Source organism: Kribbella kalugense (assembly GCF_004365875.1).
GTDB classification, from domain to species: domain Bacteria; phylum Actinomycetota; class Actinomycetes; order Propionibacteriales; family Kribbellaceae; genus Kribbella; species Kribbella kalugense.
On record NZ_SODF01000002.1, the window covers coordinates 1,086,943 to 1,110,718 of the forward strand.

At 66.9% G+C, this 23,776-nt stretch carries 20 protein-coding genes; 11 read left to right on the forward strand and 9 right to left on the reverse strand.

Annotated features, from left to right (window positions below; all coding sequences use genetic code 11):
• Positions 1-27: 27 nt before the first annotated feature.
• On the reverse strand, positions 28-741 hold the full coding sequence (locus tag EV650_RS22985; RefSeq protein WP_134121088.1) for an SDR family NAD(P)-dependent oxidoreductase: 714 nt from the start codon (positions 739-741) through the stop codon (positions 28-30).
• On the reverse strand, positions 738-1,295 hold the full coding sequence (locus EV650_RS22990; RefSeq protein WP_134121089.1) for a TetR/AcrR family transcriptional regulator: 558 nt from the start codon (positions 1,293-1,295) through the stop codon (positions 738-740). The genes EV650_RS22985 and EV650_RS22990 overlap by 4 nt, the downstream gene beginning before the upstream one ends.
• Before the next feature lie 101 nt (positions 1,296-1,396).
• Between EV650_RS22990 and EV650_RS22995 the strand changes: the two genes are divergently transcribed.
• From EV650_RS22995 to EV650_RS23005, 3 genes are read left to right on the forward strand one after another with little or no spacing between them, the layout of a single operon-like run.
• Positions 1,397-2,527 (forward strand): lipid II:glycine glycyltransferase FemX, encoded by a 1,131-nt coding sequence (locus EV650_RS22995; RefSeq protein ID WP_134121090.1) that lies wholly within the window; start codon positions 1,397-1,399, stop codon positions 2,525-2,527.
• 4 nt (positions 2,528-2,531) lie between these two features.
• A complete protein-coding gene (locus tag EV650_RS23000) occupies positions 2,532-3,533 on the forward strand; it encodes an alanine racemase (RefSeq protein ID WP_134121091.1) in 1,002 nt (333 codons plus the stop codon).
• A 42-nt stretch (positions 3,534-3,575) separates the two neighbouring features.
• Positions 3,576-4,301 (forward strand): methyltransferase domain-containing protein, encoded by a 726-nt coding sequence (locus tag EV650_RS23005; RefSeq protein WP_134121092.1) that lies wholly within the window; start codon positions 3,576-3,578, stop codon positions 4,299-4,301.
• Here the strand turns inward: EV650_RS23005 and EV650_RS23010 are convergent.
• The gene (locus EV650_RS23010; protein ID WP_134121093.1) at positions 4,288-5,445 is read right to left on the reverse strand and encodes an NAD-dependent epimerase/dehydratase family protein; all 1,158 of its coding nucleotides are present in this window, start codon (positions 5,443-5,445) and stop codon (positions 4,288-4,290) included. The genes EV650_RS23005 and EV650_RS23010 overlap by 14 nt on opposite strands.
• 156 nt (positions 5,446-5,601) lie before the next feature.
• On the opposite strand from EV650_RS23010, the gene EV650_RS23015 reads away from it, so the two are divergent.
• Positions 5,602-6,078, forward strand: coding sequence for a GtrA family protein (locus EV650_RS23015; RefSeq protein ID WP_134121094.1), 477 nt, complete (start codon positions 5,602-5,604; stop codon positions 6,076-6,078).
• On the opposite strand, the gene EV650_RS23020 is transcribed toward EV650_RS23015, so the two are convergent.
• Positions 5,975-8,188 carry a glycosyltransferase gene (locus EV650_RS23020; RefSeq protein WP_134121095.1) on the reverse strand — a complete coding sequence of 738 codons (2,214 nt, stop codon included), beginning with the start codon at positions 8,186-8,188 and terminating at the stop codon, positions 5,975-5,977. The two genes, EV650_RS23015 and EV650_RS23020, sit on opposite strands and share 104 nt — an antisense overlap.
• Positions 8,189-8,232: 44 nt before the next feature.
• The gene (locus tag EV650_RS23025; RefSeq protein ID WP_238174395.1) at positions 8,233-9,132 is read right to left on the reverse strand and encodes an NAD-dependent epimerase/dehydratase family protein; all 900 of its coding nucleotides are present in this window, start codon (positions 9,130-9,132) and stop codon (positions 8,233-8,235) included.
• 258 nt (positions 9,133-9,390) lie between these two features.
• Between EV650_RS23025 and EV650_RS23030 the strand changes: the two genes are divergently transcribed.
• Positions 9,391-13,341 carry a GH92 family glycosyl hydrolase gene (locus EV650_RS23030; protein ID WP_238174396.1) on the forward strand — a complete coding sequence of 1,317 codons (3,951 nt, stop codon included), beginning with the start codon at positions 9,391-9,393 and terminating at the stop codon, positions 13,339-13,341.
• Positions 13,342-13,560: 219 nt separating this feature from the next.
• Here the strand turns inward: EV650_RS23030 and EV650_RS23035 are convergent, their stop codons facing one another.
• From EV650_RS23035 to EV650_RS23045, 3 genes are all read right to left on the reverse strand, one after another.
• Positions 13,561-14,754: a mannosyltransferase family protein gene (locus EV650_RS23035; RefSeq protein ID WP_134121097.1), complete on the reverse strand. Its 1,194-nt coding sequence runs from the start codon at positions 14,752-14,754 to the stop codon at positions 13,561-13,563.
• Between the two features lie 100 nt (positions 14,755-14,854).
• Positions 14,855-17,095, reverse strand: a complete 2,241-nt coding sequence (locus EV650_RS23040) for a transglycosylase domain-containing protein (protein WP_134121098.1) — start codon at positions 17,093-17,095, stop codon at positions 14,855-14,857.
• Between the two features lie 190 nt (positions 17,096-17,285).
• On the reverse strand, positions 17,286-18,782 hold the full coding sequence (locus EV650_RS23045; RefSeq protein WP_134121099.1) for a short-chain fatty acid transporter: 1,497 nt from the start codon (positions 18,780-18,782) through the stop codon (positions 17,286-17,288).
• A 215-nt stretch (positions 18,783-18,997) separates the two neighbouring features.
• Here EV650_RS23045 and EV650_RS23050 point away from each other — a divergent pair, with 215 nt between their 5' ends.
• The 6 genes from EV650_RS23050 to EV650_RS23075 all read left to right on the forward strand — a co-directional run bounded on the left by EV650_RS23050 (position 18,998) and on the right by EV650_RS23075 (position 23,437).
• Positions 18,998-19,582, forward strand: coding sequence for a PadR family transcriptional regulator (locus EV650_RS23050; RefSeq protein WP_134121100.1), 585 nt, complete (start codon positions 18,998-19,000; stop codon positions 19,580-19,582).
• Positions 19,579-20,658 (forward strand): inositol-3-phosphate synthase, encoded by a 1,080-nt coding sequence (locus EV650_RS23055; protein WP_134121101.1) that lies wholly within the window; start codon positions 19,579-19,581, stop codon positions 20,656-20,658. Before EV650_RS23050 ends, EV650_RS23055 begins: the two co-directional genes overlap by 4 nt.
• Positions 20,659-20,728: 70 nt before the next feature.
• A complete protein-coding gene (locus EV650_RS23060; RefSeq protein ID WP_134121102.1) occupies positions 20,729-21,271 on the forward strand; it encodes a GNAT family N-acetyltransferase in 543 nt (180 codons plus the stop codon).
• The gene (locus tag EV650_RS23065) at positions 21,268-22,104 is read left to right on the forward strand and encodes a DUF72 domain-containing protein (RefSeq protein WP_202874836.1); all 837 of its coding nucleotides are present in this window, start codon (positions 21,268-21,270) and stop codon (positions 22,102-22,104) included. Before EV650_RS23060 ends, EV650_RS23065 begins: the two co-directional genes overlap by 4 nt.
• A 110-nt stretch (positions 22,105-22,214) precedes the next feature.
• The gene (locus tag EV650_RS23070) at positions 22,215-22,397 is read left to right on the forward strand and encodes a hypothetical protein (RefSeq protein ID WP_134121103.1); all 183 of its coding nucleotides are present in this window, start codon (positions 22,215-22,217) and stop codon (positions 22,395-22,397) included.
• 56 nt (positions 22,398-22,453) lie between these two features.
• Positions 22,454-23,437, forward strand: a complete 984-nt coding sequence (locus EV650_RS23075) for a hypothetical protein (protein ID WP_134121104.1) — start codon at positions 22,454-22,456, stop codon at positions 23,435-23,437.
• A 27-nt stretch (positions 23,438-23,464) separates the two neighbouring features.
• Here EV650_RS23075 and EV650_RS23080 read toward each other — a convergent pair whose 3' ends face one another.
• A complete protein-coding gene (locus EV650_RS23080) occupies positions 23,465-23,758 on the reverse strand; it encodes a DUF1330 domain-containing protein (protein WP_134121105.1) in 294 nt (97 codons plus the stop codon).
• Positions 23,759-23,776: the final 18 nt, after the last annotated feature.

Here is a 23,776-nt window from a genome sequence, read left to right on the forward strand (position 1 = left end):
CGATCGTAGAAGCAGGCACCGACAGAATCAGCGCAGGTTCAGGCCGCCGTCCAACATGATGACTTCGCCGGTGAGATAGCTGTTGTGGACAACTGCGGAGATGAGGTCGGCGACGTCGGACGGTTGAGCCGCGCGACCCATCGGACTCGTGGTTTTCCACAGGTCTTGAGCCTCTGTCCACGATGCGGTGAGAGGCGTGTCGACGAGACCGGGTGCGACTGCGTTGACCCGGACGTCCGGTCCGAGCGCTGCGGCGAGCAACTTGGTTACGTGGTTCAGTGCGGCCTTCGATGCGGCGTACGCGACCGAGCTGCCCTTCGGACGGACGCCCGCATGGCTGGTCACGTTGACGATGCACCCGCCTGATTCACGCAGCGCCGGGAGTGCCGCCGTACACAACAGCCACGGCGCGATCAGGTTGACGTCGAGCAGCCGCCGCCAATCGTCCGCGGTCAGGCCGTCGAGCTCAGCGTGCGGGACTGGCCAGCTGATGCCGGCGTTGTTCACGAGTACGTCGAGATGCCCGTGCTCGGCCACGACCGCCGGCACCAGCGCAGTCGCCGCCGCGTCATCGGAGAGGTCGGCCTGGTGGTACGACCCGCCCAGCTCCGCGGCCAAGGCCTCCCCGGCGGACCGGCTGGATCGCGAGTGCACCGCGACGGTCATCCCGTCCGCGGCCAACCGTCGTACCGTCGCCGCTCCGATGCCGGAAGTGGATCCGGTGACCAAGGCCACCTTCATGCGCCGTACCGGAGGCCGTCGAGGAGCAGGTCGAGGAGCCGGTCGGCCTGGTCCCGCCTGGCTCCGGTTGCGAGCGCGACTCCGCACAGTCCCGCCAGTACGTCGTCCGCCGAGGCATCGGGGCGGATCTCACCAGCCAGCACGGCGGCATCCAGTAGCGGTTTGATCGCGCCGGTCAGCAGTTCGAAGCTCTCCGCGTACGGGTTCGCACCGGCGGCGATGACACTGCGCAGCGCGTCGGCCATGCCGAGCTTGCGGGTCATGTAATCGATGTAGCGGTCCATCCAGGTGCGCAGCGCCTCAGTCGGCGGCAGCTTGTCGAGCAGCTCGGTCGCCGCGTCACAGACCGCAGCGAGCTCGTTCCGGTACGCGGCCTCGATCAACAGCTCGCGGGTCGGGAAGTGCCGGTAGAGAGTGCCGATGCCGACGCAGGCGTCCTTCGCGATCCCCTCCAGCGTCGCCTCCAGGCCGCACTTCGAGAACGACCGCGCCGCCGCGGCCAGAATCTGCTCGCGATTGCGCTGGGCGTCAGCTCGCAGCGGACGTGCACACATCTCCCCCTCCTCCGTTGCCTCGAACCTATCGCGATTGGCAGGTTTGATCAGGGCACAGGTCCGCTGGGGTTCCAGGGGCCGGGCCGGTAACCTGACCGACCGTGAGTGACTTGAGCATCCGGACCATCTCGGCCGACGAGCACGCCGCGTACATCGCGGCGCAGCCGGCGGCCAGCTTCCTGCAGACCCCGGGGTGGGCGGCGGTGAAGAGCGAGTGGAAGGCGGAGTCACTCGGCTGGTACGACCCGGCGAATCCGGCCGAGCTGGTCGGCGCCGGTCTGGTGCTGTACCGGCAGATGCCGAAGGTGAAGCGGTACCTCGCTTATCTGCCCGAAGGCCCGGTGATCGACTGGGACGCGATCGACCTCGGCGCGTACCTGCGCCCGCTGGCCGCGCACCTGCAGGAGCGCGGCGCGTTCGGCATCCGGATGGGTCCGCCGGTCGCGGCCCGCCGCTGGACGGCGAAGACGATCAAGGACGCCATCGCCGGCGGTCAGCAGCCGAAGCTCGGCGACGTACGCCCGGACGTGATCGAGCCGTCCGGCGCGACCGTGACGAACCAGCTGCGCACCCTGGGCTGGAAACCGCCGCGGGTCGCAGAGGGGTTCGCCGCCGGGCAACCGCAGTACGTGTTCCAGGTGCCGCTGGCCGGCCGCAGCCAGGACGACCTGCTGAAGGGCATGAACCAGCTCTGGCGACGCAACATCAAGAAGGCGGAGAAGCTCGGCGTCGAGGTCACCCAGGGCGGCACCGAGGATATCAAGGCCTTCCACCAGTTGTACGTCGAGACCGCGGAGCGGGACCACTTCACGCCGCGGCCGCTGCCGTACTTCGAGAAGATGTACGCCGCGATGGCGAACCAGCCGTCCGGCTGCTGTGACTTCCGGATCTACAACGCCCATCACGAGGGCGACCTGGTCGCGTCGACGATCTGGGTCCGGGTCGGCGGTCATTCGTGGTACTCCTACGGTGCCAGTTCGACCGCCAAACGAGACGTGCGCGGATCGAACGCGATCCAGTGGCGCATGATGACGGACGCACTCGCGGCGGGCGCGTCCGTGTACGACCTACGGGGCATCACCGACACCTTGGACCCGAACGACCCGCATGTCGGGTTGATCCAGTTCAAGACCGGGACCGGCGGCGAGGCCGTCGAGTACGTCGGTGAGTGGGATCTGCCGTTGAACAAGGCGCTCTACACCGCATTCGACCTCTACATGAGACGGCGTTGACACCATGCCCCTAGTCCTTCACGTCGATTCCGATCGATGGCGTGACCACCTGCGTTCCACCTGGAACCCCGACATCGTTCCGGTCGCCAAGGGCAACGGGTACGGGTTCGGCAACCACCGGCTGCTGGCCGAGGCGCGCGCCCTCGGCGCCCGGACGGTCGCCGTCGGCACGTACTTCGAGGTGCCGCCGGACCCGCGTGAGGACATCGTCGTACTGTCGCCGTGGCGGCCGTTCCTCGAGATCCCGCAGAGCAAGAACGTGGTCCACACGGTCAGCCGGCTGGCCGACCTGGTCTCGATCCCGGCCGGCAGCCGGGTGCTGATCGAGGTGATGACCTCGATGCGCCGGCACGGCATCGGCGCCCGCGAGCTGCGGCACACGATGCTGCTGAACGCGCTCGACCGGATCCGGTTCGAGGGCTGGTCGCTGCACTTCCCGATGGGCGCCGGCGGTACGTCGGCCAACCTGCGCGAGGCCCAGCAGCTGGCGAAGGCGGCGCTCGACGTCCGCAAGGGCACGCTGTGGGTGTCGCACGTACCAGCTCAGAAGCTGGCCGACATCGGTCCCGACGTGAAGCTCCGGATGGGCACCGGGCTGTGGCTCGGTGACCGCGGTGCGCTGTCGGTCCGGGCGACCGTCCTCGACGTGCACTCGGTCCGCCGCGGCGAGCGCGTCGGCTACCGGCAGCGCCGGGTCAGCGGCGACGGTCACATCCTGATCGTCTCCGGCGGTACGGCGCACGGCGTCGGCCTGGAGGCACCGACCGCCGCGGCGAGTGTCCGTCAACGTGCGATCGCGATGGCCAAGGGCAGCCTGGACGCGGCCGGGATGGCGTTGTCGCCGTTCACCATCGAGGGCAAGCAGCGCTGGTTCGCCGAGCCGCCGCACATGCAGGCCAGCATGCTGTTCCTGCCGTCGTCGATCGCCCCGCCGGCAGTCGGCGACGAGGTCAGCCTCGACGTCCGCTACACCACCACGACGTTCGACAAGGTCTCTATGGACTAGCCCTGTTGACTTCAGGTGGACCTGAAGTTGCAGCGTAGGGTCATGAGCTTTCTGGAGCCGGTCGAGGAACGGTCCGGTGCGGCGGAGCTGCGGGCTGCGTCGTACCGGTTGCTGAGGCTGAAACGCGGCGCGACCTGCGTCGATGTCGGTTGTGGAGCGGGGTACGCCGTCGCCGAGCTGGCCCGCAAGGGCCTGAAGGTGACCGGGATCGACGCCGATCCGGAGGCAGTCGAGGCCGCTCGGGAGCGGGCGCCCGGGGCAATGTTTCACGTGGCACATTCCGACGACCTGCCGCTCGAGGACGAGTCGATGGACGGGTACCGCGCGATGCGGCTGTTCCATCTACTCGAGGACTCGGTCCCGACGATTGCCGAGGCGCGCCGTGTACTGCGTCCTGGCGGGCGGATCGTGGTCGGCGGGCGGGACTACGGCTTCGTGATGATCACCAGCTCCGACCAGGACCTGACCGACGTGATCCGCCTCGGACTCGAGTCGCACACCGTGTCCCCACGAGCGGTCCGCGACCTCCGCGACGTCCTCCTCGACGCCAAGTTCCACGACGTGGAGGTCGTCGTACACACCGAGGTCGTCACCGACCACAAACAAATGACCACGCAACTGAAGGCAGCAGCGAATGCCGCCGTCGAGAAGGCGCTCATCACCAAGGAAGACGCCGACGGCTGGCTCGCCGAACAAGCCGCCCGAGCCCGCCGGGACCGCTTCCTCGCCGCGGTCCCGACGCTGCTGGTGGCGGCTACCGCTGCTTGAGCGGGCCCTGCCAGCGGACCGTCGGTAGCAGGGCTGCTGGGTCGACGCGGTCCTTGTTGGCGGAGACGAGGTCGAACATCGACTCGATCAGGGTCTCCGAGAGCAGGTGCGGCTGGAGGCCGAGGCCGACCAGGCCGGTGTGCTTGACGTTGTAGTAGTGCTCGGCCTGCTCGACCCGCGGGTTCTCCAGGTGCTCGACCTGGACCGGGCCGGGGAAGCACTCCGCGACCAGCTCGGCGAGCTGGGACACCGAGTAGCTCTCGGTCATCTGGTTGAAGACCCGGAACTCGCCGGCGTCGGCCGGGTTCTCCACTGCGAGCCGGATGCACTCGACGGTGTCCCGGATGTCCAGGAAGCCGCGCGTCTGACCGCCGGTGCCGTAGACGGTCAGCGGCTCACCGAGCACGGCCTGGATGACGAACCGGTTGAGCACGGTGCCGAACACCGCGTCGTAGTCGAACCGGGTCGCCAGCCGCGAGTCCTGCACGGTCTGATCGGTCTGCTGCCCGTACACCACGCCCTGGTTGAGGTCGGTGACGCGCATCCCCCAGATCCGGCAGCCGAACTCGAGGTTGTGCGAGTCGTGCACCTTGCTGAGGTGGTAGAACGAGCCGGGCTTCTTCGGGTAGAGCATCCGGTCCTTGCGGCCGTTGTGCTCGACCTCCAGCCAGCCTTCCTCGATGTCGATGTTCGGCGTGCCGTACTCGCCCATCGTGCCGAGCTTGACCAGGTGGATGTCCGGGTTGGTCTCGGCGACGGCGTACATCAGGTTCAGCGTGCCGACCACGTTGTTGTGCTGCGTGTACACAGCGTGTTCGCGGTCGATCATCGAGTACGGCGCCGCCCGCTGCTCGGCGAAGTGCACGATCGCGTCCGGCTCGAACTCCCGCAGTACCCGGTAGACGAAGTCGGCGTCGAGCAGATCGCCGACGTACGCCGGGATCTTCTGGCCGGAGACTTCCTCCCAGGCCGCCGTCCGGGCCTCGAGATCCTGGATCGGGACCAGACTCTGGACGCCCAGCTCGCGGTCGTACCCGCGGCGGGCCAGGTTGTCGAGAACGGCCGTGTCGTGGCCGCGATCGGAGAGGTGCAGTGCTGTGGGCCACCCTAGGTAGCCGTCACCGCCCAGAACGAGTACGCGCACGGCTCGGCCGCCTTCCATAGAGAAACGTCGTCACAGTCCTTACTATCCCGAGTACACGCTCCAGTAACGTGACCAGTCCCACCTATTCGCTGGCAATCGGCTGAGAATCTGCACTGGGCTGCCGTCGGATCGTGCGGGGGTGCAGAATAGGCCGCGATGAGTGCTTTTACCAAGGTGCGGCCTCCCCGGGGCAGATTGTTGCTGTGGGCGAGGTACTCGGCCTCCTCCGTGGTCGCGACCGTGGTCAGCCAACTGGCGTTCGCTCTGTGTTACTGGTTCGGTACTGCGGCGATTGTCGCGACCCTGGTCGCCTGGTTCGCCGGCGCCGTTCCGAACTACGTGCTGAACCGCCGCTACACCTGGGGCCGCAGCGGGCAGAAGTTGCCCTACACGATCATCGTGATCGGTTCGGCGGTCACCGCTGCAGTGGTCACCTCGGTCACCAGCCACCTGGTCCAGCCGATCGATTCGCACGCCCTGAAGACAGTCCTGGTCAGCGGCTCGTACCTGGCGACCTACGCGATCCTGTTCATCGTGAAGTTCGTGCTGTTCGACCGGCTGGTGTTCGCCAAGCCGGCGTCCGGCCCTGACGGAATCGACCCCGTCGAAGCACGTACTCCCGTAACCACGTAGTCGTCATCACCCGCCCGTAGTTCGCGCCGTACACGACGCCCGGGCCCTTCTTGCTGCTCCCGTCACCACGGCGGCGCATCGTCATCGGCAGCTCGACCACGCGGGCCCCGAGAGCGAGTGCCCCGAGCAACAGCTCCGACGACTGGTACTGCGGTTCGCGCAACGTCACCGCGGTCGCCAACTCGGCCCGCATCGCCCGGAACCCGAACGACGTGTCGGTCAGCTTCCGCCGGGTCAGGATCGACGCCAGTACTGCGAAAACGCGCACGCCGACCCAGCGCAGCCGACTGTCCGCGTCCTCGGCCCCGAGCCGCCGCGACCCGGTGACGAAGTCGGCCTGGTCGAGCAGGATCGGCTCCAGCAGTACTTCGAGCTCGCTGTTGTCGTACTGCCCGTCCGCGTCGGTCGTGACGACGTACTGCGCTCCGCCCTCGGCCGCGAGGTTGTAGCCGAGCCGGAGCGCCGCACCCTGACCGCGGTTGCTCGGGGCAACACACACGTAGGCCCCGTGCTCGCGGGCAATCTCGGCGGTGTCGTCGGTGGAGCCGTCCACCACCACGAGTACGTCGACAGGCAGGCCGGCGCAGGTCCGCGGCATGTTGGTGAGCACCGGACCGATCCCGCCGGCCTCGTTGTACGCGGCAATGACCACGGCGACGGGTGCGAAGTCCGGCGTACCGAAGTCCTTTACTGCAAGGGAATCCACGGCGTCCGGGTAGTCCGCCATTGGCGGGCGGGCCTGGTCCTTGCCGAGGATTGCACGCAGTCCAATCGCACCTGCGAGTGGGAAAAACACCAGTCCGGGCAGCTGATAGCGCCAGGAGAACTCAAACGCTGCTGACCCGAGCAAGAGGATCAGACCAGCCGCAACCGGCAGCAGCGCGGCCGAGCGGAGACCTGACTTCTTTGCTCGCCCCAGCCCGGCTACTGCGGCCAGTGCGATCAGGGCGTACAGACCGAGCAGCGTCCCGGACGTGTAGCCGCCGTGGAGTTGGTAGCCGCGCAGAATGACCGCAGGTACGTGTGAGACGTGTGGCGCCGACCCACCCCACTTCTCTGCTGCCTTGGCGGTGTTGGGGTCGTTGAGGTTCGGATAGGTGAGCTGGAACTGCCAGCGGTCCAGTGGTACGTCGTCGGGTGAGCTGGTCCGGGTCGGCGCGAAACCCTTCCCGAAGTCCTTCAGCGCGGCCCAGGTCACGTCGAGCGGCTGGTGCGTGATGACGAGGTGTGCGAACTCGGTGGCCAGTTGCCGCTTCGTCGTACCCGGTGGCAGCGGACCGGGCCAGTTCGGGTCGCCGTAGTGGTTGTGGGCGTACTTGTCCACGCCCAGGCGCTGGCCGAGCGGCTCCTTGGGACAGAACAGCTGGGTGCCCTCGTTGAGCGGCAGTTTGGCGCAATTGGCGACCGTGGCGGTCCGGCCGTACAGGATCTGGTTCTCGGCGCCGGTGAAACCCCACCGACCGGTCTCGCCGTGGTAGTACCCGACGTACGCCGCGAAGACGAGACCGAATCCGGCTACAGCGGCCGCAGTACGCCGTACGACGTCCATCCGGCGCTTGCGCCAGCCGTTGCCGACGACGATCAGGTAAAGGACCACGGCGATGAGCAGCACCATGCCGATCGCGCGGACCGAGAACGCGGCGCCGATGAGTACGCCGACGACCGCTGCACGCTTCCAGCCCGGCACCCGGCCGAGGAGCAGCCAGAGGATCGCTACCAGGATCACATCGAACGTGGTCTCGGCCATGATGTTCTGCTCGATCTGCACCTGGTAGGCGTCGAGCAGGATGGGTGCGGCGGCCACGGCGGCCAGCCAGCGGTAGACGGTGAGCTTGCGGGCCAGCGCGTAGATCGCGACGCCCAGGAGCAGCCCGACGAGGTGCTGCACGATCACGACGAAGGTCAGCCCGCCGATCGACACCAGCGGGCCGAGCACGAAGTCGTAGCCGATCGGGTTCAGCTGGTCAGGGCTCAGCTTCCCCATGTTGGTCAGGTACTGCACCGAGTCCGTGTAAACGATCGCCGGCCGATAAGCGATGACCGCTAGCACCCGCAGTACAACACCAACAACCAGAAAGACGGCGAGCAGCCAGTGCTTCCGAATAACCAATCCCCCGCTCCCGAGCGAAGCGAGGGAGCGGGTTCTTTTTTCTTTCACTGGCTTTTGAAGTATTCCCACGTCCGCGCCAGACCCTCTTCGAGCGTGACCGTCGGCTTGTAGCCGAGGTCGTTTGCGATATCCACGACTACTGCGGGCATCTCGCCTGCCGGCGCCTCGATGTGCTCCGCCGGCACCGGACGCCCGGTGACCTCGCGGACGATCTCGATCATCTCCAGCACCGACACCGACCGCCCCGATCCGATGATCGCGCGTCCGTCGTACTTGCTGTCGAGCGCGAGCAGGATGCCGCTCACCACGTCGTCGATGAAGACCAGATCGCGCCGCTGCTCACCGTCGCCGTACACCTTGATACCGGTGCCGCTCAGCGCCGCCCGCATCATCCGCGGCACGAAGCTGTCCTTGTGCGACATGCCCGGCCCGTAGACGTTGGTGAATCGCAGTGCGGTAGTCGTCATCCCATAACTGCCGGAGTACGCCGACAGCAACATCTCGCCCGCAGCCTTCGTCGCGCCGTACGGCGTCAGCGGCCGGAGCGGGAGGTCCGCGGTGATGGTCGACGTACCGACGTCACCGACCACGGCGTTGGTCGACGCGAGCACGAACCGGTCCACGCCGCTGCCGCGCGACAGCTCCAGCAGCACCTGGGTGATCGTCACGTTCTGCGCGAAGGTCTGCATCGGTGCATCCACTGACCGCAACACCGACGTCAAAGCAGCCAGGTGCACCACTGCGGTTGGCCGCGTCTCGAACGCTGCGACACAAGTCTCCTGCTCGGCCAGATCGCCGGTCACCACGTGCACACCGTCGTCCCACGACGCGTCCGGCGGCTCCCGGTCCACAGCCGTCACCGGCACGCCCCGCTCCCGCAGAGCAGCCACCACAGCCCGCCCGATAAACCCGGCCGCCCCGGTGACCAGCACACGTTCGTCCATGGCCATCAACCTACCTCCGGGGTGTCGATCCACCACCATGCGTCGACAGTGCGCTACGAACTATTGACCGGGGGTTACGAAGCTGGGCAGGATCACCCCGGGCGCGGGCTGACAACCTTGTCATCGGGGCCGCGTACTCATACCGGTGGGCGGGGGGTCCCGTGCTGCCGGCCGGATGTGCAAGGAGCGTGGATGGATCTCCGCCGCCCACTGGGGCTCGTCGCGTCGCTCGGGTTAGTTGTGACAATGTCAGCTGCCATGACGCCAGCACGTGCTGTCTCAACCACGTCCGAGGATCAGCCGGTCGTTTCGGGGTCCTCGTTCTTCACCTCCTTCGAGCCGGGCCAGCCACAGCCGGGCTACACCGATGCCGTCGAGACCGGCCCGGACGGGAAACCGCGCACCGACGGGGTGCGCGGCCCGACGCCGACCGGGATCGGCGGCAGTGAGATGGACAAGGTCACCAAGGTGACCGCGAGCGGCGAGAACACCGGTGGCGGCGAGATCGCCACCAACGCCGCCGACGGGGACAAGTTCACCAAGTGGCTGGTGTTCGAGCCGACCGGCTGGCTGGGTTACGAGACCTCGGCCCCGGTGGTGATCCGCAAGTACGCGCTGACCTCGGCCAACGACGCCGACGGTCGCGACCCGCAGAACTGGACCGTCTCCGGTTCGAACGACGGGACCACCTGGACCACGCTGGACACCCAGACCGGGCAGAGCTTCGAGAACCGGTTCCAGACCAAGGAGTACAGCTTCTCCAACGAGACGGCGTACAAGTTCTTCAAGCTGGACGTCACGCTGAACCACGGCGAGGACATCGTCCAGCTCGCCGACTGGTACCTCTCGAACGGCGCTCCGCTGCCGCCACCCGGTCCGGTCGCCGAGTCGCAGCTGGACTCCGGCCCAACCAGTGCCTACAACGCTCGCGCCCGGGTCGGCTTCACCGGCGTCAAGTCGTTCCGGTACGCCGGCCACCAGGACGCCACCGGCCGTGGCTACACCTGGAACAAGATCTCCGACGTCGACCTGACCGTCGGCAAGGACACCCGCCTGTCGTACAAGCTCTTCCCGGAGCACGTCGAGGGCGACCTGAGCTATCCGAGCACGTACGCCGCTCTGGACCTGGCGTTCTCCGACGGCACCTACCTCAGCGACCTGAAGGCCAAGGACAGCCACGGCTTCACGCTGAGCCCACGCGGTCAGGGCGACTCCAAGGCGCTGTCGACCAACCAGTGGAACAACGTCGAGGCCGACCTCGGCAAGGTTGCCGCCGGCAAGACGATCAAGCGGATCCTGATCGGGTACGACAAGCCGACCGGGCCGGCCGACTTCCGCGGCTGGGTCGACGACATCCGGATCGCCGCCGCGATCAACCCCGATCGGGCGGCCCAGAAGACCGCGGCCAAGCACCCGTCGGACCTCGCGCTGACCACCCGCGGTACCAACGCGACCGGCGGTTTCTCCCGGGGCAACAACTTCCCGGCAACCGCCGTACCGCACGGCTTCAACTTCTGGACGCCGGTGACGAACGCCGGCTCCACGTCCTGGCTGTACGACTATGCCAAGGGCAACAACGAGGACAACAAGCCGACCATGCAGGCGTTGTCGATCAGCCACGAGCCCAGCCCGTGGATGGGTGACCGGCAGACCTTCCAGGTGATGCCGTCCACCGCGGACACGCCCACGGCGGACCGGACGGCCCGCGCCTGGTCGTTCAGCCACGACAACGAGGTCGCCCGGCCGTACTACTACGGCGTCACATTCGACAACGGCAACGCGGCCGAGATCGCGCCGACCGACCACGCGGCGATGCTGCGGTTCAGCTTCCCGGCCGGCAAGGCGTCGCTGATCTTCGACAACGTCAGCAACCTCGGCGGGCTGACCCTCGACCCGGCGACCGGCGTGGTCACGGGGTACACCGACATCAAGAGCGGCCTGTCCACCGGCGCCGGCCGGCTGTTCGTGTACGGCGTCGTGGACCAGAAGGTGCTTGCCTCGGGCAAGCTGTCCGACGGCGGCGGTGCGAACGTCGGCGGCTACTTCAAGTTCGACGCCAAGACCACCCAGGTGCAACTGCGGATCGCGACCTCGCTGATCGGCACCGCGCAGGCCAAGAAGAACCTCGAACTCGAGCTGCCCGCGGGATCGAAGTTCAGCAAGGTCAAGGACGCCGCCCAGGCACTGTGGGACAAGAAGCTGACCACGATCGAGGTCGAGGGGGCGACCGCCGACCAGCTGACCACGATGTACTCGAACATGTACCGGCTGTTCCTCTACCCGAACAACGGCTCCGAGAACACCGGCACGGCGACCAAGCCGGTAATCACCTACGCCTCACCGACCTCACCGCCGGTGGGCGCGGACACCCCGACCACGACCGGTTCGAAGATCGTGTCCGGTCAGACCTACGTGAACAACGGCTTCTGGGACACGTATCGCACCGTCTGGCCGGCGTACTCGCTGTTCTCCCAGGACGACGCGGCCTCGCTGGTGAACGGGTTCGTGCAGCAGTACAAGGACGGCGGCTGGATCTCCCGCTGGTCGTCCCCCGGCTACGCGAACCTGATGGTCGGCACATCCTCCGACGTCGCCTTCGCGGACGCGTACCTCAAGGGGATCAAGGGGATCGACGTACAGGCCATGTACGACGCGGCCGTCAAGAACGCGTCCGTCGTACCGCCGTCGCAGAACGTCGGCCGCAAGGGGATGGACCTGTCCACCTTCCACGGCTACACAGCCAACACCACCGGTGAGGGCTTCAGCTGGTCGATGGACGGCTACATCAACGACTTCGGCATCGCGAACCTGTCGAAGGCGCTGTACGACAAGGCGAAGAAGAACGACCCGCGCAAACAGGAGTACCTGGACAACTACAAGTACTTCCTGAACCGGGCCCGCAACTACGTCACGCTGTTCGACCCAGCCGTCGGCTTCTTCCAGGGCAAGGGACCGGACGGCGTCTGGGGTCACTCGACCAGCACCTTCGACCCACAGGACTGGGGCGACGACTACACCGAGACGAACGCGTGGAACATGGCGTTCTCGACACCGCAGGACGGGGCCGGCCTGGCCGCGATCTACGGCGGACGGGACGGGCTGGCGAAGAAGCTCGACGAGTTCTTCAGCATCCCCGAGGACGCGCTGCACACCGGCGGGTACGGCGGCACGATCCACGAGATGCTCGAGGCCCGCGACGTACGGATGGGTCAGTACGGGCACAGCAACCAGCCGTCGCACCACATCACCTACATGTACGACGTGGCGGGTCAGCCGTGGAAGACGCAGGAGAAGGTGCGCGAGGTGCTGTCCCGGTTGTACCTGGGCTCGGAGATCGGGCAGGGGTATCCGGGTGACGAGGACAACGGCGAGATGTCGTCGTGGTACCTGTTCAGCATGCTCGGGTTCTACCCGTTGCAGGTCGGCTCGCCGACGTACGCGATCGGTTCGCCGCTGTTCACCAAGGCGACGGTCCGGTTGGCCGGCGGCAAGAAGCTGGTGATCAGCGCTCCTCACAACTCGTCGAAGAATATCTACGTCAAGAGCGTTCGCGTGAACGGGAAGGCGTGGACGTCGACTTCGTTGCCGCACGACCTGATCGCCAATGGCGGCAAGATCGAGTTCGAGATGACCGACCAGCCGACCAAGTGGGGCACCGGCCGGAACGACGCCCCGCCGTCGATCACGAAGCCGGGCGAAGACCCGACCACCTGGCGGGACTCGACCTCCGACACCGGTGCGGTGATCGGAGCGGGTGGCGCTGATGTCTCCGCGTTGATCGACAACGACTCGAAGACGCAGGTCACGCTGACCGGCGCCCAGCCCACCGTCACGGTCGCCCTGCCACAGGGCCGTCCGGTCGGCATGTACACGCTGACCAGCGGCACGACCGGTACGGCGCCGTCCGCGTGGACGCTCGAAGGTTCGAACGACGGTACGACGTGGTCCACGGTGGATCGCCGCAGCGGCGAGACGTTCGCGTGGGCGTCGTACACCAGGTCCTTCAGCATCGCGTCGCCGAAGGCCTACACACAGTACCGCCTGGTGCTGACCCCGGCGGCGGGCGCTGACGGCGTCACGCTCGCCGAGATCGAGCTCCTCGGCACCCTGAAGGGCGTCGAGCCCGGAACGCATCCGAGCGACCAGCGGGTCGCGGAGACAAAGCCGAGCCCGACCCCGTCGCAGCCCATCGACCGCAACTGGGGCTGATCATGACGCGAGGGCGGCGGCCGGTGCCGTCGCCCTCGGTGCCGGAATTACCCGGCGGAGCCTGCCCCTGAGAGGTTCCGCCGGAGATTCGGGTGTGAAGAGTTGATGAGGGGTGGCGGTCCCCGCCCGGACTGCCACCCCTTCATCCCTAACGACGCTCGAACCCATCCGAGGGTTGCCTCGACCCGAAACTGTCCACATGCCGGACAATGGCCGGGTTCAGCCCGACCAGCGGCCGGTGAAGAAGCCGGCCGCCCAGATGGCAGCCAGGGGTATCGCGACGGCCAGATAGAGCCGTCCGACCCACGGTTTTCGCCGGGCCAGGACGGCCAGGCCGATCCACAGCGGCCACATCAGCAGGGTCGCTCGGGTGAGTGAGTAGATCCAGAACGACGTACAGAAGGCGCCGACGGTGGCGACGATCCAGGCGGCCTCGCCCCAAGACCGCCGCCAGAACAGCCAGACGAGCAGGACCAGGCAGACGAACAGCGCGACCAGTTCGGCGCGGAACATCCAGGTCCAGTCGCTGCGGTCGGCCGGGAAGTGGCCCTTGCTCGCGGCCTCGAAAGTGTGCTGGAGAGAGATCCACGGCCAGGTGAACTCGCGGGCCCAGCCCTTCTCCTGTGCTTGCTGCCAGGCGAACCAGGAGCCGTGGATCTGCTTCAGGTACGCCATGAAGGCGAGCACCGGCACGGCCGGCAACGCCAGCCAAGGCAGCGACAGCCAGTCACGCTTCTTCGAGGTGACGAACTCTACGAGCAGCGCGAAGATCAGGAAGATCCCGGACACCCGCACGGTCGAGGCGAGCGCGACGAAGACGGCCGCCCGGGCCCAGCGCCCCTGCCGCGCCGCCAGCCAGGCCGGGAACGCGAACGCGCAGAACAGCGCCTCCGTGTAGCCGGCGGCCAGGAAGACTCCGACCGGAGCGCCGTACCAGATCATCGCGGCGTTCGGCCCGATGCCTTTCAGCTCCGGGAACTCGTACTGCGCTAGTCGTGCGAGGTAGATGCCCGCGACGGCACTGGCGACCGCCGACACCACGATGCCCGCGGCAACGTAACCGATGCCGGTGTAGCTGACCAGCCGGACAAGCAACGGGAAGCCTGGGAAGAACGCGGCCAGCGGCGCACCGGATGGCTCACCGTGGTTGTACCCGAACTCGGCGACCGCCTTCAGGTGCCAGACGTCCCACTGCAGCCAGGCGTGCCAGACGTTCGGATAATCACTGCCTCGGTTGAACAACAACGGCGCGGAGACCGACAGCACAAACAGCGCCACCCGGGAGACCAGCCACCACCCGAGCACCTCGCGTCCCTGCGCCGTCGGCGACCATCGCTGCCACCAGACGCCGTCAGCCCGGGCCCGCCGAGCCCGCCCCGGCTTGCGGTCGCCGGCAGCCGTGCGCTCAAACACGCGCACACCACCGCACACCACAATCCGCCCGAGTCACGCCCCTATCGTCTCCCATCCGAGTACCAGCCGCCGGACCCTGGGGTGGAACCGGCGGCCGACGCTACTGCCCGCCGCCGCCGGGGGTCTTCGGCGTGTTCGTGGGTTTGGTCGGGCCTCCGGTCGGCAACGTCGGGATGATCGGCGTCGTCGGCGGTTCGGTCGGCTTGGTCTTGGTCGGCCGGCTCGGGGGCGGAGTGCTGGGCGGCGGCGTGTTCGGCGGCGGAGTACTCGGAGGTGGCGTACTCGGCGGCGGAGTGCTCGCCGGAGTGCTCGGCGGCGGCGTGAACGTCGGGGTCGTGGTGTCCTTGACCTGGTCCGCGTCGGGCGCGACGAAGTCGGCCGACGGAACACCGTCCAGCGCCGACTTCATGAACGCCAGCCAGGTCTTCAGCGGCCAGTTGCCACCGAAGAAAGCCGGGTCGTCGCTGTAGGGGTCGAGGTCCGACTCGCCGTCTTTGCCGGCCCGGTACAGGACCGAGGTCGACAGCTGTGGGGTGTAGGCGCTCCACCACGAGGTCAGCGTCGCCGAGCCGTCCTTACAGCCGCCGCACTTCTTGTTCTCGGCCCGGTCCTCCACAGCGACACCACCGGCGGTGCCGGTCTTCCCGGCGACCGGGCGGTCGAGATCCTTGGCGCCCGTGCCGGTACCGTCCTTGACCACCTGCTGGAGGACGTAGTTCACCATGTTGGCGACCTCGGGCTCGAACGCCTTCTTCTGCTGCTTCTGCAGGCTGGCGTCCGACCACAGCACCTTGCCGTCCGGGCCGCGCACTTCCTTGATCACGTGCAGCGGCGAGTAGATGCCGCCGGCAGCGAACGTCGCGTACGCGTTCGCCATGTCGACCGGCGAGGCGTACGCATCCGGGCCGAGCACCGTGGACGGGTTGGCCTTGTCGTCCTCGAGGGTCTTCGAGGCCGGGATACCGGCCGCCTCGGCCGCGGCTGTGACCTTCTCCGGCCCGTTGTCCATCTTGTTGTCGACCAGGTCGTAGAAGGCGGTGTTGACCGACTCCTCGGTCGCCTTCAGCAGCGTGACGTCCCCGTAGTCGGTGCTGAGCTCGTTGCCGAACTTCTGGCCCTGGATCGTGATCGGGCTGTCGCCCTGGAAGATGTCGTAGATCGACTTCCCGTCCTGCAGTGCCGCGGCCAGCGCGAACGGCTTGAAGGACGATCCCGGCCGGGCCTTGGTCGTCGCCCAGTTCAGCTGACTCTTCAGGTAGTCCGGCCCGCCGTACAGCGCGAGCAGCTGACCGGTGCCGGGTTGTACTGCGGCCATCCCCACGTGCAGACCGGCGTTCTTCTTCGGTATTTCGTTCTTGGCGGCGATCAGGATCTTCTTCTGCTGCTGGTAGTTGAAGGTGGTGGTCACCTTCAGGCCGCCGCCGGTGATCGCGTCCTCGTCGAAGCCGCGCTGCGCCAGTTCCTTGCGAGCCATGTCGAGCAGGAAGCCGTTCGGACCGGCGTACCGGCTGCTCTTCTTCTTCATTTTCGCCAGGCTCGGCAGCGAGTTGCCGTACTGCTTTTCCTGGGCCGGCGTGATCGTGCCCATGAGCTGCATGCCGTTGAGGACGTAGTGGTAGCGGTCGATGATCCGCTTCTTGGTCCGCGGGTCTGGATCGGTGACGTCGAAGAGAGTCGGGTTGTTCAGCACGGTGGCGAGGAGGGCCGACTGCTGGATGGTCAGCGTCTTCGGGTCAGGTCGGCTGAAGTAGGCGTCGCCGGCGGCGGAGATGCCGTACGCGCCCTGACCGAAGTAGATCGTGTTCAGGTAGCCCTCGAGCGTCTTGCTCTTGTCCTGCTGCCGACCGAGCTTGGTGGCGATGAACAGTTCCTTGAGCTTGCGGCTGACCGTCCGCTCCTGGGTCAGGTACATGATCTTCACGTACTGCTGCGTGATGGTCGAACCACCCTGCAGTTGCTGACCACGGGCGATGTTCACACCGGCTCGGACCATGCCGGAGGGAGAGATGCCGGGGTTGGTCCAGAACGTCCGGTCCTCGGCCGCGATCACCGAGTCCTGCACGCTCTTGGGGATCTGCGTCAGCGGCACCGTGTGCCGGTTCTGCTCGTAGAAGGAGCCGAGGCTGTTGCGCTGGTCGGCGAACGTCACCGTGGTGGTGTTGGTCGCGAACTCCTTGTTCGGGTCCGGGATCTTGGTCGTCTGGTACACGATGAAGAAGCTTGCGACCGCGCCGATGATGCCGAGGAACAAGAGCGCAGCCAGCCACCCGAGAACCCTGAGCGCCCAATGTCTCTTGTGCCGGCGGCGGGTCGGGGCGGCCTTTCTACGAGCTTCACTCACTCTGCAATCCTCGACGATCTAGCTGGAGTCATTGCCCCACAGACTACGGTGGGTGTGGTAACAGGCCCGAATCCGCTCCGGATGCTAGCAACCACGGACCGTCCAAGTGAAAACGGTCCACCGGGACTCTTCCGCTGACGCCTTACAACGTTGGAAGGTTCGCCTCCGGGTCAGCGCTGTGATGCGACTCTCATGGGGTGACGTGCGGAGCCAGTAGCGTCACCGCGATGAGGGCGGCCGGGAAGCAGGCCAGGAACATCGTGAACGTGTAGCCCATGATGTCCCGCGCCTTCAAGCCGAGGATGGCGAGCGTCGGCAGCATCCAGAACGGTTGCAGCAGGTTGGCGCTCGCCTCGCCGAGGTCGTAGACGACGACCATCCAGCCCGCGTCGACCTTGAGCTCGTTGGCGGCCTGCAGCACGTACGGCGCCTCGATCACCCACTTGCTGCCACCGCTGGGCACGAAGACTCCGAGGACGAACGAGTAGATCGCGACCAGCGGCGGGAACAAGAACTGGTTGCTCGCGTGCACCAGCCAACCGGCCAGCCGCGCGGAGATCCCGGTGTACGCGATCATGCCGAAAATCCCGCCGTACAAGGGGAACTGGAGCAGTACGCCGGCAGCAGCGGGAGCGCCGTCACGGACAGCACGGGCCATCCGCCACGGCCTCCAGTGGAGGAGCAGTGCGAGCAGGAAGAGGATCAGGTTGACCGTGTTGAGGTCCAGCGCGTTGAAGAAGCTCTTCCCACTGAAGTAGCGGACCAGGTAGACCGCACCGAGCAGCACAATCAGCAGGCTGAACAGCGGTGAATGCTCCAGCCAGTCACCGGGTCGACGCACCTCTTCCCGCTGACCGTTGCCCTGCTGTCCGTTGTATGGCGATCCACGGCCGATCAACGGTTTGAGCTCGATCCCGAGGTGCTCCGCGGTCCGGGAGTTGCCCTCGCCCGGTGCGATGAACCACGCCATCCCGACGCCGACGACGTAGACGATCAGCGTCGCCACGATCGCCTGCCAGGTGAAGATGGTGTCCGTGAGCGGGATCAGTCCACTGGCGTGACCGCTCGCCTTGATCACTTCCTGCACCGGCGGCGGACTGCTGCTCGCACTCGCCACCTGCAGCGCAGCCGAGCCGGACAACCCCTGCGCCCAAACGGTCCCCAGTCCGAGGAACGCCATCGCACCCAGTGCGCGGTAGTCCGCCTTCGGCACATTGCGCGCCACCTCACGCGCCAGGATCGCCGCGAAGATCAGACTGAACGCCCAGTTCAGGTACGACGCCAGCATCGCGACCGCGGCCACGAAGACGACCGCGGTCCGCGGGCTCTTCGGGATCCGAGCCAGGCGGGTGATCAACCGGGCGATCGGTCCGCTGGTCGCGACGGCGTACCCACCGATGATGATCATCGCCATCTGCAGGGTGAACGTGATCAGCGACCAGAACCCGAGGCCCCAGGCATCGACCAACCCGAAGCCCTTGGTCGCGGCCGGATCGTCCGGGCGCTTCAGCAACGGCTCACCGGTGACGAGCCCGAACAGCAGCACCACGAACGTGCCGACCAGGACGAACCCGAACGCGTCCGGCAGCCACTTCTCGGTGAACGCGGTGAACCGCAGCGCCAGCCGCGCAAGCCCACCGTCGGCTACGACCTCGGACTTGGTGTGCTTGCCATGACTGTCGGCCATGACTCTCCGCTCTTGAGGCACGACTCTGGGTGTCATTCGATTAACGCAGATTGGCGCCTGACGTAACAGGATTCCTGGGCGTGCCGGACGACCTAGGTGACAAAGGTCGGGTTTGTCAAGAGTTGTCCACAGGGCTCGGGTCTGCTTACAGTGGCGGTGCGATGTATCGAACCGATACATCAGGTCATGACAAACTGGACCGAGGGAGGTGGCTCATGGGAAACCGCAGTGGGGTCCTGGAGCTCGCCGTACTCGGTCTGCTGCACGAAGCGCCGATGCACGGTTACGAGCTCCGCAAGCGCGTCAACGCCCAGTTCGGCTGGGGACGCGTGCTGTCGTTCGGTTCGCTCTACCCGTGTCTGAAGGCGATGCTCCGCAACGGCCTGATCACGGCCGACCCCGGGACGCCGGAGTCGGGTCGCCGGCCGAAGATCGTCTACACCATCACCGCCGACGGCAAGGACTACTTCGCGCACGCGATGCACGAAGCCGGTCCGTCGGCCTGGGAGGACGACACGTTCGGTGTCCGCTTCTCGTTCTTCGGCCGGACCGATCCGGCTACCCGGTTGCGCATCCTCGAGGGCCGCAGGGCCCGGATGGAGGAGCGGCTGGCCAACTTCCGGGCGGCGATGAGCCGGACGGCGGAGCGGGTCGACACCTACACCCTCGAGCTGCAACGGCACGGCCTGGAGTCGGCCGAGCGCGAGGTCCGCTGGCTGAACGAGCTGATCGACGGCGAGCGACGCCAGCAGCGGCCCCCTGACCTGCACCAACCGCCTACCCAAGGAGATTCCAGATGACCTCGATCCGCGTAGCGATCGTCGGCGTCGGCAACTGCGCAAGCTCGCTCGTCCAGGGCGTGCACTACTACCGTGACGCCAAGCCCGACGAGCGCGTTCCCGGTCTGATGCACGTCCAGTTCGGCGACTACCACGTCCGCGACGTGCAGTTCGTCGCCGCCTTCGACGTCGACGGCAAGAAGGTCGGCCTGGACCTCGCCGACGCCATCGGCGCCAGCGAGAACAACACGATCAAGATCGCCGACGTACCGCCGACGGGTATCACCGTGCAGCGCGGTCACACCCTCGACGGCCTCGGCAAGTACTACCGCGAGACCATCACCGAGTCCGACGCGTCGCCCGTCGACGTCGTCGCCGCCCTGCGTGAGGCGCAGGTCGACGTACTCGTGTGCTACCTGCCGGTCGGCTCGGAGCAGGCGGCGAAGTTCTACGCCCAGTGCGCGATCGACGCCGGAGTGGCGTTCGTGAACGCGCTGCCGGTGTTCATCGCCGGCACCAAGGAGTGGGCCGACAAGTTCACCGCGGCCGGTGTGCCGATCGTCGGCGACGACATCAAGTCGCAGCTCGGCGCGACCATCACCCACCGGGTGCTGACCAAGCTGTTCGAGGACCGCGGTGTCACCGTGGACCGGACGTACCAGCTGAACGTCGGCGGCAACATGGACTTCAAGAACATGCTCGAGCGGGACCGGCTGGAGTCCAAGAAGATCAGCAAGACCCAGTCCGTCACGTCGCAGATGCGGGACGAGATCGACCCGCGCAACGTGCACATCGGCCCGTCCGACTACGTGGCCTGGCTGGACGACCGCAAGTGGGCGTTCATCCGGCTCGAGGGCCGCAACTTCGGCGACGTCCCGCTGTCGCTGGAGTACAAGCTCGAGGTCTGGGACTCGCCGAACTCGGCCGGCATCATCATCGACGCGATCCGCGCGGTGAAGATCGCCAAGGACCGCGGCATCGGCGGCCCGATCCTGTCGGCCTCGTCGTACTTCATGAAGTCGCCGCCGGAGCAGTACGCCGACGACGTCTGCCGCGACCTGGTCGAGAAGTTCATCCGCGGCGAGGTCGAGCGCTGACCTCCCCGTCCTGAACGACGCCCCGTCACCCCTCCCCGGGTGGCGGGGCGTCGTGCCATCATGACGCCGGATGACCGAGATCCGCGCGTACCGCGACACCGATGCCGACAGCTGGCTACGCTGCCGGTTGCTGAGCTTCTTCGGCACGGAGTACTACGACGATGTCGTCGTGAAGCGCCCCGTCTTCGAGAACCCGGCGTACCGACTCGTGGCGGTCGACGACGACACAGTGGTCGGCTTGATGGACGTGGAGATCTTCACGGACCGCGCGACGATCGACGTGCTCGCCGTACATCCCGATCACCAGCGACGCGGGGTGGCGACGCAGTTGCTGGAGGCGGTCCGGCCGCGGCTGCAGGTCGACGTACTCGATGCGTGGACGCGGGGAGATGCGTCGGCGAACGACTGGTACCAGCGATCGGGCTTCACGGAGAACTTCCGCTATCTCCATGTCTACAAGTCGCCGCAGGACGATGCTTCCGGCTTCTCGACGCCGGACGGGTTGGGTCAGCCGGTGACTGCTTTCATGCATGCGCCGATTGCTCTTGAGGCTGCGATGCGTGAGCGGTTCTCGCGCGTGCACGTCTGCCGTCAGTACGTTTTGCCGCTATGAACCTGCAGCTTCACGTCGGTTGTGCCCAGTGGACGCATCCCGCTTGGCCGCAACCTTCGCGGGACAAACTGCGTTCGTACGCCTCGTGGTGCAACGCCGTCGAGAGCAACACCACCTTCTACGCAACGCCGTCGCGGTCGACGGTTGCTTCGTGGGCCGCGCAGACCCCGCCCGACTTCCGGTTCGTGGTGAAGCTGCCGCAGGTGATCACCCACGAACGCCGGCTCACGAACGTCGACGCCGAACTGCGGGCCTTCCTCACCGCGATCGAGCCTCTCGGCCCGCGCGACCACGCCGTCTGGATCCAGCTCCCGGCCGCGTTCTCGCCCACCGACCTCGGTGCCCTCGCCGCGTTCCTGCACCAGGCGCCGCGCGACTACAGGTACGCCGTTGAGGTCCGCCACCGCGCCTTCTTCGAGGAAGGTGAGGCCGCCGGGAACCTCGAGCGGGTGCTGGCGCGCGCCGATGCGGAGTGGATCCCCTTCGACACCGGAACGCTCTTTTCCCGCCGCCCGACCAGCTTCGCCGAGCGCGACGCCTGGATGAAGAAGCCCCACGTCGCCCGCCGAACCCGTGCCCTGACCGCCCACCCGATCGTTCGCTACATCGGCCGCGACTCCGTCGACGAAACGGTCGCCGGCTGGACGTACCTCGTCGATCTCGTCGTGACCTGGTTGTCCGAAGGCCGCTCGCCCACGATCTTCCTCCACACCCCCGACAACGCCGAGGCTTTGAACTTGGCCCGCCGCTTCCACGCCACTGTCGCAGCCGCCGTCCCGACCCTCCCCCCACTCCCAGAACCTCCCGAAACCGAACCCCCAACCCTCTTCTAGCCCCACGCCGGTGCGCGCGGGTGGTTATCCACAGGTTTTGGATTGGTCGTGGGAAAGGGGGTTGATCTTCGTATGTTCTCCGCCGACTTCATCACTCGGGAGGACATCTCATGGAGCACCCCATTGGTACGACGGCTGGCACCGTTCGCAGCGCCGAGCGGCAGGCGCGGGCTGACTGGCTGATCACCGAGCTCGGGCGCCTTGCGGCCGACGCTGAAGACCCCCGCGAGCAGGCCCGCTTCCGCCGCACGGCCGACTCGCTTGTCCGGCTGGCGATTGCGTTCCGCTCGTGAGTAGCGTGATCGCGCCGCCTACCACCTATCCCACCTCAGCCGACGAGCTTCTGGCTATGAGTGGGGAGGCTGCTCGCGTTCTCGCCGAGGCCGATCAGTCAGCGTGGAACGGGCGGATCGCCGAGTCCGCCGCCCCGATTCTCGGCCTCGCGCACTGGGACGGGACGCTCTACCTCGATCGCGAATCCATCCTCGACCCCCTGCAGCACATGTACGAGCACGCCGGCGAGGAACGTCCGACCTCCACCCTCGTGATCTACCGCGAGTCTCTCGCGACGCTCCTGCACGAACACGCCCACTTCCTCGGCCCGTTCGGCTCCTCGCAGGAGGCAGCCCGCGAAGCCTTCACGAAACCCGGCAGTCGGCAACTGGAAGAAGGTGTCACCGAAGCCTGGGCGCAGGACCATCTGGACGAGTACATCCACCGCCTAGGCATCGACAAAGTTGCCCCCGGCATCGACTCCGTCCAGGCGAGCGGGTACTACGCCGCCTTCGTCCCCGCCGTCCGCGAACTCACATCCGATCTGGAGTCCCGCAACGACCTACGCCAGGGCGAGGTCCTCGACCTGCTCAACCGCCAGACCGCGGCCAGTCAAATGCCCTTGCTGGTCACACTCGTCTACAACTCGACCCGGCTCCCGGACCTAGAGCCGGCCGGCGACAACACCCGATCCCGCCTCGAGTCCATCCTCCGCTCCGGCCTCGAACACCTCGACAACTACGAACTCGCCCCACCCGACTTCGCCACCACCAACTCCCTGTCCACCGCCGACCAGATCCTCAACCACCTCACCCAAGAGATCCAATCCGCCGAAGCTGCCTACCCCTCCACCCCACCCCGTGCGATCGCCCCACCCCATGCCGACGCCCGCACCCTCCCGCCACCGGTCCCCACTCGCGACGTCCCCTCACCCCACCAAACAGCCCTCTCAGGCCTCATGCCACCGACAACGACCGCCCCACCCGCTGCCACCCACCCATCGCCCGCGCGTAGCAACCATTCATCCGGCTCAAGACAGGCCCTGACCCGCACCGCCTGAGCCCAAGATCCACCATCTGGATCTCGGTCAGTCGATGCCTTCGACGATGCGGAAGTCGCGCTCGACGCCGTCAGCAAGGGCGGCCAGCGCCTCCTGGTAGGCCGCACTCTCGTGCGCCGCGACCGCCTGCTCGAAGCTGTCGAACTCGACCAAGACCGTGCGCTCGGCGATTCCGGCGTCATACGCCACGACCCGACCGCCACGGACGATGGTCCGACCGCCGCCGGCCTGGACGGCTGGGGCGGCCAACTGGTTGTAAGCAGCCAACTTCTCGGGGTCTGAAATGGTGCGGTAGACGCTGACCCAGTAGCCCTTGGGCATGGAACCTCCAGTGTTGGG